Source organism: Leifsonia sp. LS1, from assembly GCF_020521355.1.
Lineage (GTDB): Bacteria > Actinomycetota > Actinomycetes > Actinomycetales > Microbacteriaceae > Leifsonia.
The window spans coordinates 51,656-70,083 of sequence record NZ_BPER01000011.1 but is presented as its reverse complement, the minus strand read 5'-3'; the positions used below and the strand labels follow the sequence as shown (position 1 = coordinate 70,083).

At 69.9% G+C, this 18,428-nt stretch carries 19 protein-coding genes and 1 tRNA gene; 7 read left to right on the top strand and 13 right to left on the bottom strand.

Annotated elements, in window-relative coordinates; genetic code table 11:
• Window positions 1–5: 5 nt before the first annotated feature.
• Window positions 6–776 (bottom strand): SDR family oxidoreductase, encoded by a 771-nt coding sequence (locus tag LLS1_RS17175; RefSeq protein ID WP_226657444.1) that lies wholly within the window; start codon window positions 774–776, stop codon window positions 6–8.
• Window positions 777–893: 117 nt separating this feature from the next.
• Here LLS1_RS17175 and LLS1_RS17170 point away from each other — a divergent pair, with 117 nt between their 5' ends.
• The 4 genes from LLS1_RS17170 (at window position 894) to LLS1_RS17155 (ending at window position 3,615) form a co-directional block, all read left to right on the top strand.
• Window positions 894–1,409, top strand: coding sequence for an NfeD family protein (locus tag LLS1_RS17170; RefSeq protein ID WP_226657443.1), 516 nt, complete (start codon window positions 894–896; stop codon window positions 1,407–1,409).
• Window positions 1,406–2,386, top strand: a complete 981-nt coding sequence (locus tag LLS1_RS17165; protein WP_226657441.1) for an SPFH domain-containing protein — start codon at window positions 1,406–1,408, stop codon at window positions 2,384–2,386. The genes LLS1_RS17170 and LLS1_RS17165 overlap by 4 nt, the downstream gene beginning before the upstream one ends.
• Window positions 2,383–3,135: a glycerophosphodiester phosphodiesterase gene (locus tag LLS1_RS17160; protein WP_223356454.1), complete on the top strand. Its 753-nt coding sequence runs from the start codon at window positions 2,383–2,385 to the stop codon at window positions 3,133–3,135. Before LLS1_RS17165 ends, LLS1_RS17160 begins: the two co-directional genes overlap by 4 nt.
• Before the next feature lie 108 nt (window positions 3,136–3,243).
• Complete coding sequence (locus LLS1_RS17155; RefSeq protein ID WP_226657440.1) at window positions 3,244–3,615, top strand: RNA polymerase-binding protein RbpA; 372 nt, start codon at window positions 3,244–3,246, stop codon at window positions 3,613–3,615.
• A 26-nt stretch (window positions 3,616–3,641) separates the two neighbouring features.
• Here the strand turns inward: LLS1_RS17155 and lnt are convergent, their stop codons facing one another.
• The 10 genes from lnt to LLS1_RS17105 form a co-directional block, all read right to left on the bottom strand.
• Entirely contained in the window at window positions 3,642–5,192 is a 1,551-nt protein-coding gene (lnt, locus tag LLS1_RS17150; RefSeq protein WP_226657438.1) for an apolipoprotein N-acyltransferase, read from the bottom strand.
• 37 nt (window positions 5,193–5,229) lie between these two features.
• Window positions 5,230–7,662, bottom strand: coding sequence for an RNA helicase (locus tag LLS1_RS17145; RefSeq protein ID WP_226657437.1), 2,433 nt, complete (start codon window positions 7,660–7,662; stop codon window positions 5,230–5,232).
• A 9-nt stretch (window positions 7,663–7,671) separates the two neighbouring features.
• Window positions 7,672–8,424 (bottom strand): twin-arginine translocase subunit TatC, encoded by a 753-nt coding sequence (gene tatC / locus LLS1_RS17140; protein WP_223360957.1) that lies wholly within the window; start codon window positions 8,422–8,424, stop codon window positions 7,672–7,674.
• 43 nt (window positions 8,425–8,467) lie between these two features.
• The gene (tatA, locus tag LLS1_RS17135; RefSeq protein WP_223356462.1) at window positions 8,468–8,686 is read right to left on the bottom strand and encodes a Sec-independent protein translocase subunit TatA; all 219 of its coding nucleotides are present in this window, start codon (window positions 8,684–8,686) and stop codon (window positions 8,468–8,470) included.
• A complete protein-coding gene (locus LLS1_RS17130) occupies window positions 8,686–9,039 on the bottom strand; it encodes a hypothetical protein (protein ID WP_226657435.1) in 354 nt (117 codons plus the stop codon). The genes tatA and LLS1_RS17130 overlap by 1 nt, the downstream gene beginning before the upstream one ends.
• A gap of 9 nt (window positions 9,040–9,048) precedes the next feature.
• Entirely contained in the window at window positions 9,049–10,023 is a 975-nt protein-coding gene (locus tag LLS1_RS17125; RefSeq protein WP_226657433.1) for a YafY family protein, read from the bottom strand.
• On the bottom strand, window positions 10,016–11,047 hold the full coding sequence (locus LLS1_RS17120) for a YafY family protein (RefSeq protein ID WP_226657432.1): 1,032 nt from the start codon (window positions 11,045–11,047) through the stop codon (window positions 10,016–10,018). Before LLS1_RS17120 ends, LLS1_RS17125 begins: the two co-directional genes overlap by 8 nt.
• A gap of 20 nt (window positions 11,048–11,067) precedes the next feature.
• Window positions 11,068–11,967 carry a peptidylprolyl isomerase gene (locus LLS1_RS17115; RefSeq protein WP_226657430.1) on the bottom strand — a complete coding sequence of 300 codons (900 nt, stop codon included), beginning with the start codon at window positions 11,965–11,967 and terminating at the stop codon, window positions 11,068–11,070.
• 64 nt (window positions 11,968–12,031) lie between these two features.
• Complete coding sequence (locus LLS1_RS17110; RefSeq protein WP_226657428.1) at window positions 12,032–13,051, bottom strand: tRNA (adenine-N1)-methyltransferase; 1,020 nt, start codon at window positions 13,049–13,051, stop codon at window positions 12,032–12,034.
• 6 nt (window positions 13,052–13,057) lie between these two features.
• Window positions 13,058–13,768, bottom strand: coding sequence for an HAD family phosphatase (locus LLS1_RS17105; protein ID WP_264186949.1), 711 nt, complete (start codon window positions 13,766–13,768; stop codon window positions 13,058–13,060).
• Between the two features lie 87 nt (window positions 13,769–13,855).
• On the opposite strand from LLS1_RS17105, the gene LLS1_RS17100 reads away from it, so the two are divergent.
• Window positions 13,856–14,797 (top strand): proteasome assembly chaperone family protein, encoded by a 942-nt coding sequence (locus LLS1_RS17100; RefSeq protein WP_226657427.1) that lies wholly within the window; start codon window positions 13,856–13,858, stop codon window positions 14,795–14,797.
• A 23-nt stretch (window positions 14,798–14,820) separates the two neighbouring features.
• Here the strand turns inward: LLS1_RS17100 and LLS1_RS17095 are convergent, their stop codons facing one another.
• Both LLS1_RS17095 and LLS1_RS17090 read right to left on the bottom strand, forming a co-directional pair.
• Window positions 14,821–15,684, bottom strand: a complete 864-nt coding sequence (locus tag LLS1_RS17095) for an undecaprenyl-diphosphate phosphatase (RefSeq protein WP_223356477.1) — start codon at window positions 15,682–15,684, stop codon at window positions 14,821–14,823.
• Between the two features lie 51 nt (window positions 15,685–15,735).
• Complete coding sequence (locus tag LLS1_RS17090) at window positions 15,736–17,055, bottom strand: M20/M25/M40 family metallo-hydrolase (RefSeq protein WP_226657425.1); 1,320 nt, start codon at window positions 17,053–17,055, stop codon at window positions 15,736–15,738.
• 156 nt (window positions 17,056–17,211) lie between these two features.
• Here LLS1_RS17090 and LLS1_RS17085 point away from each other — a divergent pair.
• A tRNA-Leu gene (locus tag LLS1_RS17085) sits at window positions 17,212–17,296 on the top strand.
• A gap of 157 nt (window positions 17,297–17,453) precedes the next feature.
• Window positions 17,454–18,404 carry a cation diffusion facilitator family transporter gene (locus LLS1_RS17080; protein ID WP_226657424.1) on the top strand — a complete coding sequence of 317 codons (951 nt, stop codon included), beginning with the start codon at window positions 17,454–17,456 and terminating at the stop codon, window positions 18,402–18,404.
• The last annotated feature ends 24 nt before the right edge of the window (window positions 18,405–18,428 follow it).

The window sequence follows — 18,428 nt, the reverse complement described above, 5'->3', positions numbered from 1 at the left end:
CCTCCTTACTCGTCGACCGGGGTGAAGCTGGCGACGTCGCCCACCAGACGCGTGTGGTCGGCCGGGATCGGGTCGACCGTCGCCGCCGCGACCTCTGCCGCGAACTCGCTGACGTTGTAGAGCTTGCCTGCGGCCTCCTTGCGGGCCTCGATCGCTCCCGGATTCAGCCGGTTGAGCAGGGTCGCCGTGATGGTGCCCTCGATCATGTCACCGGAGACGACGACGAACTCGACGCCCTTCTCCTCCAGGGTCGGGAGCAGGGCGCGCAGGGCGTCCTCGCCCGCACGCTTGCTCAGCGCCACCGCCTCGTACTCGGGCATCGTCGGCGTGGTGCGGATGAAGTGCGCCTGGTGGCTCGTCACGAACACGACGCGCGAGCCCGCACCCAGAAGAGGGAGTGCGGCCGTCAGCGTGTTGACCTGCGCGTCGCGGTTCAGCTGCATGGCGTAGTCCTCGGCCATGCCCGACTCCATGCCGCCCGAGGCGTTCAGCACGAGGACGTCGAGGCCGCCCCACTCCTGCGCCACGGTGTCGAACATCGCGCCGACCGAGGCCGGATCGGTGAGGTCCGCACCGACGGTGAGCACCGTCGCGCCCTCGGCGCGCAGGGCGTCGGCGAGCTTGACCGCGCGCGCCTCCTTGTTGCGGTAGTTGATCACGACGCTCGCGCCGGCGCCCGCGAGGTACTGCGCGGTGTCGGCGCCGATACCGCGGGACGAACCGGTGACGAGGGCGCGCTTTCCAGCGAGCGAGCCGGGGGCGAGGGGGTTGGACACGAAGACTCCTAGAGTGTGCGGAAAACTGCATCCTGAGACTACCAAGTGGGTTCGTGTCGCCCACTCCCGCACCTGATAGGTTCGAGGCGGGACGCGCGCTGGGAAGGGGGCCCGACCATGGACATCACATCCTTCGCCTGGATCGCCTGGCTGGTGCTGATCCTCATCTTCGTCATCATCGAGATGCTCACCCTCGACTTCGTCTTCCTGATGATCGCGGTGGGCAGCGTGGGCGGTCTGCTCTCCGGCCTCGTGGGAACTCCGTGGTGGGGCCAGCTGATCGTCGCAGCGGTGCTCTCGGTCCTGCTCCTCTTCTTCATCCGTCCCCCGCTGCTGCGGCTGCTCAAGCGCGGTGGCGACCCGGCCAAGAGCAACGTGGCCGCGCTGATCGGGATGGGCGGCCTGGTCGTCTCGACCGTCTCGCGCACCGGTGGGCAGGTGAAGCTCGCCGTCGGCGAGACCTGGACGGCGCGGCTGTCGCAGCCCACCCCGCCCGTCGTCTCCGGCGCGGCGACGGAACTCGTCCCCGGCGAGCACGTCGTCGTCGTCGCCATCGAGGGCGCCACCGCCGTCGTCGTCCCCGCCCCGGTGTCCACAGGCACCGACGGCATCACCGAGAGGAGCGCGTCGTGACCGATGCCAGCCAGATCGTCGTGACCGTCGTGGTGATCGTGATCGTCGCGATCATCGCGATCTTCGTCCTGGTCACCCTCTTCCGGGCGATCCGCATCATCCCGCAGGCCCGCGCCGGCGTGGTCGAGCGGCTCGGCCGTTACCACAAGACGCTGACGCCCGGTCTGAACGTGGTCGTCCCCTTCGTCGACAAGGTGCGCCCCCTCATCGACATGCGCGAGCAGGTCGTGTCGTTCCCGCCACAGCCCGTCATCACCGAGGACAACCTCGTCGTCTCGATCGACACGGTCGTCTACTTCCAGGTCACCGATGCACGCGCTGCGACATACGAGATCGCCAACTACCTGGGCGCCGTCGAGCAGCTCACGACCACCACGCTCCGCAACGTGGTCGGCGGTCTCAACCTGGAGGCGGCGCTCACCAGCCGCGACAACATCAACGGTCAGCTTCGGGTCGTGCTCGACGAGGCGACCGGCAAGTGGGGCATACGCGTCTCCCGGGTGGAGCTGAAGGCGATCGATCCGCCGCTCTCGATCCAGGACTCGATGGAGAAGCAGATGCGCGCCGAGCGTGACCGCCGGGCACTCATCCTCACCGCCGAGGGCACGAAGCAGTCCGAGATCCTCAACGCGGAGGGTCTGCGTCAGGCCGCCATCCTGCGCGCGGAGGGCGACGCCAAGGCCGCCGTCCTGCGTGCCGAAGGAGAGGCGCAGGCGATCACGACCGTCTTCAGCGCCATCCACGAGGGGAACCCCGACAACCTCCTGCTCGCCTACCAGTACCTCCAGACGCTGCCCAAGCTGGCCGAGGGCGAGGCGAACAAGCTCTGGATCATCCCGAGCGAGCTGACGGAGGCGCTGAAGGGGATCGGAAAGGCGTTCGGCGAGAAGGGCGCACCTGCCGCCGCGGCCGGACGGGAGGTCGACGTCACCGCGGCCACGTCGAGCACCACTGCTCCGTCCGCTCCCCCGGCGTGAGCTTCCTGGATGGACCGGGCCCGCGCGTCATCGCGCATCGCGGGCTCGCGATCGAGGCGCCCGAGAACACACTGCTGGCGTTCCTCAAGGCGCTCACGGCGGGGGCGACCCACCTCGAGACGGACGTGCACGCCTCCGCCGACGGGGTCGCCGTCGTCTGCCACGACCCCGACCTGACCCGCGTGGCGGGCCGGCCCGCCCGCGTCGCCGATCTGCGGATGTCGGAACTCCGGCGCATCGACCTCGGAGGCGGGCAGGTGTTCTCCTCGCTCGCCGAGACGCTGGACACCTTCCCGGAGGCACGCTTCAACCTCGACATCAAGGACGAGCGCGCCGCCGCGTCCGCCGTCGACGCCATCCGGTCCACCCGGGCGATCGACCGCGTGCTGGTGACGAGCTTCTCGCGACGGCGGCGCGAGTCCGTCTCCGCACGGCTGCCCGGCGTCGCGACCTCCCCGTCGGTCCCGGAGTTCGCGCCCGCACTGCTCGCCGCGAAAGCGGGACTCACCCCACTGGTCCGGCGGGCGCTGCACCCCTTCGTGGCCGTGCAGGTGCCGGAACGGCAAGGACCGCTGCGGGTGATCACCGCCCGCACGGTGCGCGCCGTCCACGCGGCCGGCGCCGAAGTGCACGTGTGGACGGTGAACGACGTGGCGGACATGGAACGTCTGCTCGACCTCGGCGTCGACGGCATCGTGACCGATCGCTGCGACGTCCTGGCGGCGCTCGTCGCCTCCCGTGGCCTGTGAGTCTCCTGGGACGCTGTGAGCGTCCTGAGAGATCGACTCCACAGGAAAGACAATCCCCAGCTTGACGGTTTATAACTGTGAGGATTCGCGCGAAGAGGAGACCACACGATGGCAGATCGCAGTTTGCGCGGCATGAGGCTCGGCGCCCAGAGCTTACAAAGTGAAGAAGGCGTCGTCTACTCTCCGCGCACCCGTTACACCTACCTGTGCACAGAATGCGGCCAGGAGACCGAGACCGTGTTCTCGGCCGAGGCCGAGGCACCCGACACCTGGGAGTGCCGCCACTGCGGGCACGAAGCCCGGCTGCTCGTCGGCGACACCCCTGTCGAGGTCGACCACTCCGACGTCAAGGCGCCGCGCAGTCACTGGGACATGCTCCTGGAGCGCCGCACCCGCGACGAGCTGGAGGAGCTGCTGGAGGAGCGTCTGCAGTACCTGCGGGCGCGCCGCGGCACCGGGGAGCGCAAGCACAGCGCCTGACCCCCGGCTACGACTCGAGGCCGCTCTCACCACACCGGTGGGAGCGGCCTCTTCGCGTGCGGGAACGGGTTCCTGCGTGCTCCGAAGGCGACCAGCAGCCCGAAGAGACCCAGGCCGGCCGCGAGGTACTCGATCCCGCGGCTGAGCAGCGTCGCCGGCGTCGTGGTGGTGCCGAGCGGAACGTCGGCGATCATGTGGCCGGGCTTGAACGGAGCGATCTCCGAGATCGTCCGGCCGTCCGGCCCGATGATCTGGCTGCTGCCGACCGTCGAGATGTTCACGAGCGCGCGGCCCGACTCGATCGCGCGCAGACGTGCGATCGCCAGCTGCTGCTGGTTCTCGTCCGTCTGACCGAAGTCGGCGTTGTTCGTCTGCGCCAGGATGACCTGAGCGCCACCCTGCATCATGTCGGTGAGGAGCTGGTCGTCGACGATGTCGAAGCAGATCGAGATGCCGGCGCGAACACCTCCGAGATCGAACACGTTGTCGCGCGTGCCCGGCGTGTAGTCGCGACCGATCAAGTCGATCAGGCTGGGCGCGAACGGCCGCCAGAACGCGCGATCGGGCACGTACTCGCCGAACGGGACCGGATGCTTCTTGTCGTAGTAGTCGACCGCCCCTTTGCCCGCCTCCCACTGCAGGGAGGTGTTGAAGTATTTGCCGTCGCGGTAGGTGATGGTGCCCACGACGAAGGTCGCATCCATCCTCCGGCTGAGCGCGTCGAGGATCGCGGCCGACGACGGATCGCGTGTGGGATCGGGCAGCGCCGCCCCTTCCGGCCACACGACGATGTCGGCCTTCTGGTCCGCGATCTTCAGCGTCTCGGCGACCTGCGCGTCGAGCACCGCCCCGACCGGAGCGTCGTCGAAGTAGCCGGCCGGACCGTTGCCCTGCACGGCCGCGATACGCGTCGTCCCGTGCGTCGGCGTGGGCCATGACGGAATGGCGAGGACGAGCACCACCGCGGCGCCGGCGACGAGTGCCCGCGGCGTCGTCCGCAGGTCGATCGCGAACGTCAGCTCGATCAGGAGCGCCATCAGCCACACCATCAGGAAGCTCAGGCCGGAGATGCCGAGCCACGCGGCGAGCGGCGCGAACGGGCTCTCCGACTGGGACTCGGCCACCCTCCCCCAGGAGAACCCGCCGTACGGCCAGGTGCCGGTCACGTACTCGCGCAGCACCCACAGTCCCGACACGATCACGGGCACGAGCCCGAGGCGGCCGCCGACCCCCGGCCACGCGCGCGGCACCCAGCGGTAGGCCAGGGTGATCAGGACGCCCCCGACGCCCCAGAACAGCGCTTCCAGGGTCGACAGCGCGACCCACGGGACCGGCCCGAGGTAGAGCGCGGTCCACGCCACATGGACCAGATAGAACGACTCCCCTGCCAGCCAGCCGACGAGGAAGGCGGAGCCGGCCCGGCGCCCGCGCTGCGCGAGCAGCACCATCGCGATGCCGACGAAGGTAAGCGGCCACCAGTCCTTGTCCGGAAAGCCGGCGTCGAGCACCGGCCCGGCGGCCACCGCCAGGAGGATCGCGAGCCAGAGCGGGAACGGGGCGCGCGGCGATCGGGTCACGAAGGGAGAGCCTAAGGCATCCGGCTCGGCGCCCCGCTCAGGCAACAGCGGAGTACGCGACGATGCCCCGGCGGATCGCGTCGAGCGCCTGCCGCGCCGTGCGGCCGACATTTCCGGGAGCGACGAGCGAGAGCTGGTCGAGCAGGTCGATCGTCTGCTTGGTCCACCGCACGAAGTCACCGGCGGCCATATCCGCCTCCCGCAGCACGGCATCCAGTGCGGCGCCGCGGGCCCACTGGTGCATCGCGAGGGAGAGCGCTGTCGAGGGAGGTTCGCTGCCCGAGAGCCGGTTCTCGCGCTCCAGGTCGTCCAGTCGGCTCCACAGGTCGATCGTGCGGTCGAGGGCCGGCCGGAAGGCGCCGCGCGGCAGCGACCGCTCGTGCGCGAGGCCCTCGTCACGGCGCGGTTCGAAGACGAGCGCGCAGGCCATCGCGGCCAGGCTCGGCGCGTCGAGCTCCTTCCACGCTCCGCGGCGCAGGCACTCCGCGACCAGGAGGTCGCGTTCGCCGTAGATGCGCTTCAACGTCCGCCCGTGCACGGTGAGAGCAGTCGTCCCGTCCTCGTCGACGAGGTACCCGAGTTCCAGCAGCACGTCCGAGACCCGGTCGAACACCTTCGCGACAGCGCCCGTGCGCGACTGGATCTGCGCGCTCAGCCGGTCGGTCTCGCGCTTGAGCGTCCACCACCGCTCCGCCCAGCGCGCGTGCTTCTCCCGATCCGGGCACCGGTGGCAGGGGTGGTCCTTCATCCGCTTGCGCAGCGCCGCCAGCTGCCGTTGCCGCTTGTCGCGGTCGGCACGCGACGCGTTGTCCATCTTCGCGCCCTTGCGCTCCAGGTCGGTCAGCTCACGGCGGATGCGCGAGTACTCGCGGAAGTCGCCCAGGTGGCAGGTCATGGCCTCCTCGTACCCGGCGAGGGACTCCTCCTGCTGGCGCACCTTCCGCGCCAGGTCGACCACGGCGCGGTCCGCCTGGAACTGGGCGAACGACGACTCGAGGATCTCGCGTGTGCGCACCCGGCCGAACTGGTCGATGAGGTTCACGGCCATGTTGTAGGTCGGCCGGAAGCTCGAGTTCAGCGGATAGCTGCGCCGGGAGGCCAGCGAGGCCACGGACTGCGGATCGAGCCCGTCCTCCCACTGGATGACAGAGTGCCCCTCCACATCGATGCCGCGACGACCGGCCCGCCCGGTGAGCTGGGTGTACTCCCCCGGCGTGATGGGCACACGCGCCTCGCCGTTGAACTTCTCCAGCTTCTCCAGCACCACCGTCCGGGCGGGCATGTTGATGCCGAGCGCGAGGGTCTCGGTGGCGAAGACCACCTTGACCAGCTTGCGCCGGAAGAGCTCCTCGACGACCTCCTTGAACGCCGGAAGCATGCCGGCGTGGTGCGCGGCGACCCCGCGCTCCAGGCCTTCCAGCCACTCCCAGTAGCCGAGCACGGCGAGGTCCTCGTCGAGCAGTGTGCGGCAGCGCTCCTCGACGATCGCGCGGATCTCATCGCGCTCGTGCTTCTCGGTGAGCCGGACGCCGGTCCGCAACGTCTGACGCACCGCAGCGTCGCAACCGTTGCGGCTGAAGATGAAGAAGATGGCGGGCAGGAGGTTGCGCTCCCGCAGCAGCTCCACGAACGCGGCACGGTCCATCCGGAACGAGTCCGGCCGGCCGCCCTTCGAGTGGGAGCGACCCACGTCGCGCATCTGCCTGCTGCTGAGCGCGCGGCCGCCGTAGCGCGCCATCTGCACCAGCTCCGGGTTCACCCGGTTGGTGGTCGCGAGCCCCGACGAGTCGAACAGGTCGATCAGCTTCGACCGCATCAGGATGTGCTGTTCGAGCGGGACCGGCCGCTCCTCCGACACGATCACGTCGGTCTGGCCGCGCACGGCCTGCAGCCAGTCGCCGAACTCCTCGGCGTTCGACACCGTGGCGCTGAGCGACACCATCCGCACTTCGGACGGCAAGTGGATGATGACCTCCTCCCAGACGGCGCCGCGGAAGCGGTCCGCGAGGTAGTGCACCTCGTCCATGACCACGTACGCGAGGTCGGTCAGGAGGTCGGAGTCGGCGTACAGCATGTTGCGCAGCACTTCGGTCGTCATCACGACGATGCGCGCGTGCGAGTTGACATTGGTGTCGCCCGTGAGCAGGCCGACGGACTCGGGCCCGTACACGTCGACGAACTCCTGGAACTTCTGGTTGCTGAGCGCCTTCATCGGCGTCGTGTAGAAGACCTTCGCGTTGGCCTCCCGCATCGCCAGGAACACGGCGAACTCGGCGACGATCGTCTTACCCGCGCCGGTCGGCGCCGCGACGAGCACGCTGCGCCCGGCCTCCAGGCTGGCGCACGCCTCCCGCTGGAACGGGTCGAGGTCGAACCGCAGGCCGCCGCGGAACGTCTCGATGAGCGGCTGGCTGGCGCGCTGGCGCGAAGCGGCGTAGCGCTCGGCCGGGGAGAGCTGCTGGTCGGTCACCCGTCCAGACTATGCCGCAAGCTCGGCCTCCAGCCGATCCGCGGTCTTCGCCACGCGGCGGTCGTGCAGCCAGGCGACGCCGTATGCGGCGAAGTACAGCCCGACCATCGGGATCGCCAGCAGGAACATCGAGAGCACGTCGGCCGCCGGCGTCGCGATCGCCGTGAACAGGACGATCAGGATGAGCGCCCAGCGCCACGACGCGATGATCGACTTCGCGCTCAGGATGCCGATGAAGTTGAACAGCACGAGGAACACCGGCAGCACGAAGGCGATGCCGACGGCGAGCACCAGCTTCATGATGAAGTCGAAATAGGTCTTCGCCCCGATGATGGCGGCGTCCTGCTCCGGTGCGAAGCTCGTCAGCAGGCTCACGATGTGCGGCACGAGCAGCCAGCCGACCACACCGCCGGCGATGAACAGCGGCACGGCGGTGAAGAAGAAGCCGAAGGCGTACTTCAGCTCCTTGCGGGTCATCGCGGGGACGAAGAACGCCCAGATCTGATAGAGCCAGACCGGGCTGGAGATGATGGCGCCGATCGTCACCGCGACCTGCATCTTCAGGTCGAAGGCACCCGTGATGCTGTCGTAGTTGAGCGTCGCCTCGCGGCCCTGCTGCTCGGCGATCTGCGTGATCGGGCCGCGCAGCGCGTCCATGACGAAATCGGCGAGGAACCAGCCGATGACGGCCCCGACGAGGAGCGCGATCGCCGACCGGAAGAGGCGTTTGCGAAGCTCGACGAAGTGCTCTGCGAGCGACATCCGCCCCTCGCGATTCTTGCCTCGCTTGGTGGAGGCCACCGGGTTACGGCTTCGGCTTGGTCTCGGCCGACGAGTCCGCGGCCGTCTCCGGCGAAGCGTCGGCGTCCTTGCCGTCCTTCTTCATCTCGTTGACCTCGCCCTTGAAGATGCGCATCGACTGGCCGATGCTCTTCGCGAGGGCGGGAAGCTTCGGCGCACCGAAGAGGAGCAGGATCACTGCGAGGATGATGAGCAGATGCCATCCGGTGAGTCCACCGAGCATTATGAGGTCCTTCGAGTCACGTGTTCAAAGCGGGAGGGATCGGCTTTGACGAGTAGCTTACCGCGCCGCACGCGCGCATCCCTGCGAGCTTGCCTTGCGAACTCCTTGTCGGCACGCGACTGCTCGCGTCCGGCGCGCAGTTCGGCGGCGTCGGCGAAGACGGCGGAGTGGAACGCCTCCTCCTTCAGCTCGTCGGCACGCCCCTGGAGCACCTCGGCCTTCTCCATGAGGGCGCCCGCCTCCTTCGCCGCTGCCACGACCTTGCGGAGGAGGCTCCACGCGAAATACGCGAGCATGCCGATCAGACCGAGCACCAGCCCGGTCCAGATGAGCAGCCACGACCACCACGGCATGCGGGAAGCCTACCGGTACCGCGCGGCGCCGGCCGCGGCCCACTCGGCGACGACCCGTCGCGCCTCGGGAGGATCGAGGACGGTCAGCACGCCGGAGAGGCCGCCGACCAGGCGCTTCAGCCCGTGGAAGTGCGCGACGCGGACGCTGGTCGTCACGACGCCGTCCCGCTCGATCCGCTCCGCACCCTCGGGGATGTAGTCCTCGATCAGCGGGACGGCGGAGGCCGACACCTCGATCCGGACGAGCTGGTCGTCCGGGGTGCCCTCGAACAGCGTCTCGGGGAGCGTGACGTCACCCGGTCGGTAGGCGATCGGGACGTCGGTCGCGGTGAGTCCCTCGATGCGGTCGAGCCGGAACGTGCGCAGCGCGGTGCGCGCGTGGTCCCAGCCCCGCAGGTACCAGTCCTGGTCGATCGACTCCACCCGCAGAGGGTCCACTCGCCGGCGCTCCCGCTCGCCGCGCGAGTTGCGGTAGTCGAAGTCGAGCCGGGTGCCGGCGATGACCGCATCCCGGATCACGGCCAGGGCTTCGTCCGTTTCGGACCGTGCCACCGCCACCTGGCTGGGGGCGGCGGAGGCTCCTCGGGCGAGCTTCGCCATGAGCGAGCCGATCACGTCGCGGTCCGCATTCTCGGGCAGGGACGTCAGATACTGCAGTCCGGCGATCAGTGCGGCGGCTTCGCGCGCCGAGAAGCGCGGCGAGTCGTCGATGGCGACCTGGTGCGTGAGCACGATGCGGTCGTTGTCCTCGAAGTCGTCCCAGGCGATGTCGAAGAGGTCGCCCGGCTGGTAGGCGTTCGTCTCGCCGGGGACGCCCGAGACCGCGATCAGGCGCACGGCCTCGCGCAGCTGCTCCGGCTCGACGCCGAAGTGCGCGGCGGCCTCCACCACCGTCACGCGGTCACGGTCCATGAGGTACGGCACGAGGGCGAGCAGGAAAGCGAGCTTGTCCTGCGCCTGCATGGGACGGCGGCGCTCAGCCATCGAGGTCTTCCGCTCCGTGCGCGCGGGCAGTGGCGAGGAGTCGCGCGAGCACCTGCTCGCGCAGCTCGGGCGGCGACACCACCAGCACCTCCGGTCCGAAGCTCGCGAGCTGGTCGGCAAGGATGTTGATGTCCGAGAAGTTCACCGTCAGCGTGAACGCCTCCCCCGCGTCGTGCGCCGGCACCGCGTCTCCGTATCGCTTGCGCAGGCGCGTCGCCGCGTCCGTGCCCGGGTCGACGCGGATCTCGGCGACGTTGGCCTCCCAGATGGCGTCCAGATCGGCGAGGGCGCGCTCGGCGAAGCCGTCCCCCTCCGGCTCGAACGTCCGGGTCGTGACCTTCACCGGGCCGACCATGCGCGACAGCAGGAACGTGCGCGAGCCGTGAGCGTCCTGATCGATGCCCTGCAGGTGCCAGCGCCCCTGGTGCTGCACGAGGGCCAGCGGTGCGACCGTGCGCAGCCGCGAGGCGGTCTCCCCCGGCTTGAGGTAGGGGAACTGCACGATGGCATGGCGCTCGAGCGCCTGGCTCAGCGGCTCGAAGGCGGCCTCGCGCACGCGCAGCCGTGGCGCGTAGCCGACCACCGGGTCGTCCGCCTCCACGCCCAGCGACCGCAGCTTCATCAGCGCGCGCCGAGACTCGCCCGAGAGCGAACCTTCGCGCCACACCGTGGCGGCCAGCCCGAGCAGCGTGATCTCCTCCGGGGAGAACGAGACGTCCTGCGGGAGGTCGTACGCGCCCTTCGGGATGCGGTAGCGCAGCAGCTGGTTGTTGCCCGACGCCTCGGGCGACTCCACCGTCTCCAACGGGACCCCGAGCTCGCGGATGTCGTCCTTGTCGCGCTCGAACTGGCGCTCGAGGCTGCTGTTGTCGCCGTGCGCCGCGAAACGCTGCCGGTAGCCCTGGACGGTCGACAGGATCTCGTTCTTCGTCAGTCCCGCCTCCGTGGCGAGCAGCGCCAGCACGAGGCTGAACAGACGCTCCTCGACGGGGACGCGCGAAGGCGAGGACGGGGTTCGTGGCACCCGTCCATCTTAGTCCGGGACTACTTGACTCCGAGGATGTCGACGACCCAGGCGGTGGCCGGGAAGTTGCCGTCCTTCGGGGTCTCGACGACGACCTGCGAGCCGACCTTCTTGCCCACGAGCTCCCTGAGCATCGCCTGCGGGAGCACGGAGCTCGACTGCTGCTGCAGCGAACTGGAGCCGGTGCTCATGTCCACCAGGTCGGGCGAGGTCGTCCAGCTGCTGGTCACGACGTTCTTCTCCTCCCAGCCCACGGCCGTGTACTGCAGGACGACCTGGCTGTCCTTCGCGACCGCCGCGCCATCGCCCTCCTTGAGGAGTTCGCTGCGCACAGCGGTCGGCGCGGAGCCGGACGGGATCGTGATGCCCGGCTGACCGGTCGGCGCGAGCACCACGGTCGGGAAGCCGGACACCGCGGGACGCACCGCGCCGTTCGCTGCGGGGAGGAACGCCTTGACGACGTCGATGACGTAGATCGGCGAGGGCGAGCCCGTCCCTTCCTGCGCACCCGAGTCCTTCGGGGAGACGACGATCGCGACCCGCGAGCCGACCGGGGCGCACAGGAGGCCCTTGCCGATGGCGTCGGTGCCGGTCGCGTAGAGCTGGGTCGACGAGCTGCTGCCGGCGACCTCGCCGGTCTCGCCGTTGACCACGCTGTACGTGATCTCGAGCATCTGGTTGCGCTGCACCTTCTCGCCCGTGCCCTCGGTGAGGATGGTCCGCTGCGAGGTGCTGGTGTCCACCGGCGCCGGGACCTCCACCTTCGGCGTCGCGCCGATCTTCCCGGTCGCGGAGACCAGGTCGGAGGCCTTGCCCGACGGGAGTGCCCCGTCGCAGCTCGCGTTCGGGTTCGACGAACAGCCGGTGAGCACGACGGCGGCAAGGCCGGCGGCCACGACGAGTGCGGTAGCTCTGCGCACGGGTCCTCTTTCGATGCGATCGGTGGGGAGGTCGCGAGGTGCGATGACCTCACGACCTCTCATGCTAGTCGACGGTCGGGGCGTCCTCGTCCGCACCGGCGGCGTCGCGCGCCTTGGCGAGCCCGGCACTCGTCGATGCCTCCCGCATCCGCTTGCGGAGGCTCTTCGGGCTGGATTCCCGCTCGCCGAGGGCGCCCGGCGTCCATGCCTCGACGTCTTCGTCGGAGTAGTCGCTCTTGGAGGGCCGCCGCTTGAGCTCGGGGAGAACGGTGCCGGGAGCCAGCCGCCGCGCCGTCAGCAGGAAGCCGGTGTGTGCGATCATCCGGTGGTCCGGGCGCACGGCGAGCCCCTCGACGTGCCAGCCGCGCACCATCGTCTCGCTCGACTGCGGGTGCGTGTAGTGGCCGGTGGCGCGGATCGCCTCGGCGACGCGGGAGAGCTGGGTCACGGTGGCGACGTAGCAGATGACCACTCCGCCCGGCTTGAGAGCGGTGGTCACGGCGTCGAGGGTCTCCCACGGCGCGAGCATGTCGAGCACGACGCGGTCGACGGTCCCCGGCTCGACGGCAGCGGGCAGCGCGTCCTGGAGGTCGCCGACGGTGACGGACCAGTTCTCCGGGTCGGAGCCGAGGAAGGTGGCCGCGTTGTCGCGCGCGACGTCGGCGAACTCCTCGCGGCGCTCGAACGAGTGCAGGCGGCCCTCCGGACCGATCGCGCGCAGGATCCACAGCGAGAGGGCTCCCGAGCCGACACCGGCCTCCACCACCGTCGCTCCCGGGAAGATGTCGGCCAGCGCCAGGATCTGCGCGGCATCCTTCGGGTACACGATGGCCGCGCCGCGCGGCATCGACATGACGAAGTCGGTCAGCAGCGGGCGCAGCGCCAGATGCTCGACGCCGGCGTTGTTCGTGACAACCGAACCGTCCGGCAGGCCGATGATCGCGTCGTGCTCCAGCACGCCGCGGTGGCTGTGGAACAGCTTGCCCGGGACCAGTGTGATGGTGTTCATCCGGTTCTTCGGGCCGGTCAGCTGCACGCGGTCGCCCGCGCGGAAGGGCCCGGAGCTGCGGGGGGTCTCGTTCATCGGTGCCTATGCCTCCGGGGTCTGGGTGCGGGCCGCGGCGACCGCGGCGATGTCGTCGGCCGTGCGCCCGGCCAGGGTGGTCCACAGGACGTGCTCGTCCGACTCCGGCAACGGCACGATGTGCGGCACGCCGATCGCCATGGCCCCGGAGGCGACGGCCGACGTCAGCCCGACGACCGAGTCCTCGATCGCCACGACGTCGCGCACGTCGACGCCGAGCAGGCCGGCGGCACGCAGGTAGGGCTCGGGATGCGGCTTCGGCTGCTCCACCTCGTCGCCGCTGACGATGAGGTCGAACGCCTCGAACGGGATCTGCGCGACGATCTGCTCCGCCATGCGCCGCACCGACATGGTGACGAGCGCGGTGGGCACACCGCTCGCCCGAAGCGACGAGAGCAGCTCCTGCGCTCCCGGACGCCACGGCACGCCGAGCGTCTCGAGCTTGTGCTGCACCTGGTCGGTCAGCCAGGAGACGATCGCGTCGGGCTCCATCGCCACGCCGTTCGCCCGCAGGATCTCGGCGGACGTCCACAGCCCCTGGCCGACCAGCTGGAGCGCCTTCTCGTGCGTCCAGGATCCGCCGAACGAGGCGACGAGCTCCTCCTCCGCCGCCATCCAGTACGGCTCGGTGTCGACCAGCGTCCCGTCCATGTCCCAGAGCACGGCGGCCGGGAGGAGCGAGCGGTCGGAGGCGGTGGCGGGGGTCGGAACGGTCACGGGCCACAAGTCTATCCGTACGCGCTCGGGCCTATTCTGGTGGGGAGGCGGTCGAACGGCCGCCACGAGAGGACCAGGTAGAGCTCAGTGACAGACGCAGACAGCATTCTCGACGGGCGCATCCTCGTGGTCGCCTTCGAAGGCTGGAACGACGCGGGCGAAGCGGCCAGCGGCGCGGTGAAGACGCTCAAGGAGCAGCTCGACGTCGTGCCCATCGCGGAAGTCGACCCGGAGCTCTACTTCGACTTCCAGTTCAACCGTCCCGTCGTCGAAGAGGTCGACGGGCGCCGCCGCCTGGTGTGGCCGTCGGCGATCGTCTACGGCCCCGCGCTGCCCGGGCACGTGCCGGAAGACCTGGCCGACGACGCCGAGCTCAGCGTGACGGGCGACAACGCCGGCAACATCTTCCTGCTCGTCGGCACGGAACCGTCGCGCAGCTGGCGCAGCTTCACCGCCGAGATCGTCGACGTGGCCCTCGCGGCCGACGTGGGCACCGTCGTCTTCCTCGGGGCGATGCTCGCCGACGTGCCGCACACCCGGCCGATCTCGGTGTTCGCGTCCAGCGAGAACGCCACCGTGCGCGCCCAGCTGGGCATCGAGCGCTCCAGCTACGAGGGTCCGGTCGGCATCCTGAGCGCCCTCGCCGAAGGTGCGGAAGACGTCGGCATCCCGACGGTCATGATCTGGGCCTCGGTCCCCCACTACGTCCACAACGCGCCCAGCCCCAAGGCGGTGCTCGCGCTCATCGACAAGCTGGAGGAGCTGGTCGACGTCACCATCCCCCGCGGCAATCTGGTCGAGGAGGCCGCCGCCTGGGAGACCGGGATCGACGCGCTCGCAGCGGACGACGAAGAGATGGCGTCCTACATCCAGCAGCTGGAGCAGGCGCGCGACACGGTCGACTCCCCGGAGGCGAGCGGCGAGGCCATCGCGCAGGAGTTCGAGCGCTACCTGCGCCGCCGCGACGGCAGGGACGGCCGAGACGGCGGAACCGCCGGGCGCGCGCCGGACGACCCGCGCCGCGGCTGAGCGGCTGCGCGGCGGAACGCGGCTCAGGCGGCGAGCACGCCCGTGCCGAGCAGGATCATGAGCAGCACACCGAGCGCCACGCGGTAGATCACGAACGGCAGGAAGCTGCGTCGCGAGATGTACCCCATGAAGAACGCGATCACGAGCAGGCCGACCACGAACGCCACGAGCGTCGCCGCCGCGGTCTCGACCGGGCCGAACACCTCCACCGTGCAGGTGCCCGCCTTCGCGAGCGCCTCGGTGCAGGGCTCCTTGATCGCCTTGTAGAGCTGATAGAAGCCGCTGCCGAACACCGCGGGCAACGCCAGCAGGAACGAGTAGCGGGCGGCCGCGCGGCGCTGGTAGCCCATGAACAGTCCCGCCGTGATCGTGCCGCCCGAGCGCGACACGCCCGGGATGAGCGCGAGGGCCTGCGCGAGGCCGAAGATGATGCCGTGCCCCCAGGTGAGCTCCTTGAGCCGGCGCGTCTTCGCGCCCGCCCAGTCCGCGATCCCGAGCAGGACGCCGAACACGATGAGCGTCGTCGCGACGATCCAGAGCGAGCGGAAGGTCGTCTCGATCGCATCCTGGAAGAACAGCCCGAGGACCACGATGGGGACGCTGCCGAGGATCACCAGCCATCCCATGCGGGCGTCCGGGTCGTTGCGCGGGATCCGCCCGAACAGCGCCAGGAACCAGCGCGAGACGATCCGCGTGATGTCCTTCCAGAAGTAGAGGAGCACGGCGGCCTCGGTGCCGAGCTGGATGATCGCGGTGAAGCGGGCGCCCGGGTCGGCCCCGGTTCCGAGCAGCTCGCCGACGATGCGGATGTGCGCGCTCGACGAGATCGGGAGGAACTCGGTGAGTCCCTGGACGAGCCCGAGGATGAGGGCGTTGATGAACTCCATGCGTCGCTTTCCGGGAGGTTCGGTCGGGCGGGCGGGCGGACCGCGGGCGGCTCAGTACGAGCTGAGCAGATCCCGGAGCACGGCCCTACCGAACACTAGCGCGTCGAGCGGGACGCGCTCGTCGACGCCGTGGAACATTCCGGGGAAGTCCATGTCCTTCGGCAGCCGGAGCGGAGCGAAACCGTAGCCGGTGATGCCGAGCTTGCTCAGCGCCTTGTTGTCCGTGCCGCCGGACAGGAGGTAGGGCAGGACCGGCGCACCGGGGTCGTGGCGTTCGAGAGTGCCGGTGATCGCGTCGATCAGCTCGCCGCCGAACTCGGCCTCGAGCCCGATGTCGCGGTGCATGATCTGCACCTCCACGTCGTCGCCGATCAGGCGCTGCACCTCGGCAAGCACGCGGTCCTCGTCACCGGGGAGCGTGCGGATGTCGACCAGGGCCTCCGCCGTGTCGGGGATGACGTTGTGCTTGTAGCCGGCCTCCAGGAGCGTCGGGTTCGTGGTGGCGCGCAGGGTCGCCAGGATGAACCCGGCCGCGGTCCCGGTGCGCAGCACGACCTCGTCCGGGCCGACCCGTTCGGGATCGACGTCGAGCAGGCGGCCGAGCTCGTCGATGAGCCGCGTGGTGGTCGCCGTGAGCTGGATGGGCCAGTCGGTGCGGCCGATCGCGACGACCGCCTCCGCCAGCCGCGTGATCGCGTTGTCCCGGATCAGCCGCGAGCCGTGCGCGGCGCGTCCCCGGGCGATCAGCTTGATCCAGACCAGCGACTTCTCCCCGGTCTGCAGCAGGTAGGCGCGTCGCCCGGCGAGGTCGATCGAGTACCCGCCGACCTCGCTGATCGCCTCCGTCGCGCCGGCGAACAGCTCGGGGTGGTTGTCGACGAGGTGGTGCGAGCCGCGGCGACCGCCGTCCTCCTCGTCGGCGAAGAACGCGACGACGAGGTCGCGCTCCGGCTGCTCCCCAGCGTTCAGGATGTCGCCGACAGCGGTCAGGATCATCGCGTCCATGTTCTTCATGTCGACCGCGCCGCGGCCCCAGAGCAGGCCGTCCGCGATGACGCCGCCGAACGGGTCGACGCTCCAGTTGCGCGGGTCGGCCGGCACGACGTCGAGGTGGCCGTGCACCACCAGGGCGGGCTTGTCGGCGTTGCGCCCCGGGACCCGGGCGACGACGCTCGTGCGGCCGGGGTCGGAGTCGAAGAGCTGCGGCTTCAGCCCGAGCGCCGCGAGCCGCGCCTCCACGTACTCCGCCGCGTCCGTCTCGCCGTTGGACCGGCCCTCGCCGTAGTTCGTGGTGTCGAACCGGATGAGGTCGCGGGCGATGATCGCGGTCTCGTCGAGGGCGGCGTCGTCGAACGTGGAGTCGTCGGTCATGGCCCCCACGCTACCCGGCCGCGGGCGCGCGATGTCCGCGCTGCGACGGCGAGTGACGCGCCACGCCCGGGATGCACCGCCGATGTGAAGCGGGGGTCGTGATCCGTGCTAATGTCTTTCTTCGGCAGCCGGTTCGACCGGAGGCCGAAAACACCCGTCCGGGTGGCGGAAATGGCAGACGCGCTAGCTTGAGGTGCTAGTGCCCGTATAGGGCGTGGGGGTTCAAGTCCCCCCTCGGACACAGCGAAGGTCCCGGTCTCACGACCGGGACCTTTTTCTCGTTGCGGCCGTCGACGCCGTACCGACATCTGCAGATCTGGACCGAGTCGCGGGTATCCCGCACTCTTTCACGGCTTTTGGTCCGAATCCGAGCGGCGGGCGGGACTAGGGTGACCGGCATGGCCACGAAACGCACGGCGTCGAGCGTCTTCACCGTGCTGCTCGCCCTCGGCGCGAACGTGCTCGTCGCGATCGCGAAGACCGTCGCGGCGGTGCTGACCGGGTCCGCCTCCATGGTGGCGGAGGCCGCGCACTCGTGGGCAGACTCCGGCAACGAGGTCTTCCTGCTGCAAGCCGAGCGTTCGGCCGCCCGCCCCCGCGACGACGCGCATCCGGGAGGCTACGGCCGCGAATCGTACGTGTGGAGCCTGTTCGCCGCGGTCGGGCTGTTCACCGCGGGCGCGGTGGTGTCGATCATGCACGGAGTCTCGGAGCTGGGCGCGAACGAACCCGAGGCGGACTACCTGATCGCCTACCTCGTGCTGGCGGTGTCGTTCGTGTTCGAGGGGATCTCGTTCCTCCAGTCGTACCGCCAAGCGCGCATCCTGGCCGACGAGCGCGGGACCGGGACCGTCGAGCAGGTGCTGATGACCTCGAACCCGACGCTGCGTGCCGTGTTCGCGGAGGACTCTGCAGCTCTGATCGGGCTGGTGATCGCGTTCGCGGGGATCCTCCTGCACCAGCTCACCGGGCAGGCCGTGTACGACGCCCTCGGCTCGATCCTGGTCGGCGTGCTGCTGGCGATCGTGGCGGTGGTGCTGATCGACCGCAACCGCCGGTTCCTGCTCGGCGAGCCGGCGCCCGACCGCGCCCACCGCGCCGTGCTCGCCGGTCTCCTCCGCCATCCGGAGGTCGAGAAGGTCACCTACCTTCATCTCGAGTTCGTCGGCCCCGAGCGGCTCTTCCTCGTCGCCGCCGTCGACCTCGTCGGCAACGACCGCGAATCGGACGTCGCCTCGGACCTCGCCCTCGTGGAGGACGACCTCGAGCGCGACCCGCACATCACCGAGGCCGTGCTCACGCTCTCCCGCCCGGGAGCTCCCGCGCTCTCTCCGCGCACGCCCGAATAGCGGTCACGATCCGGCCGCTTGCCG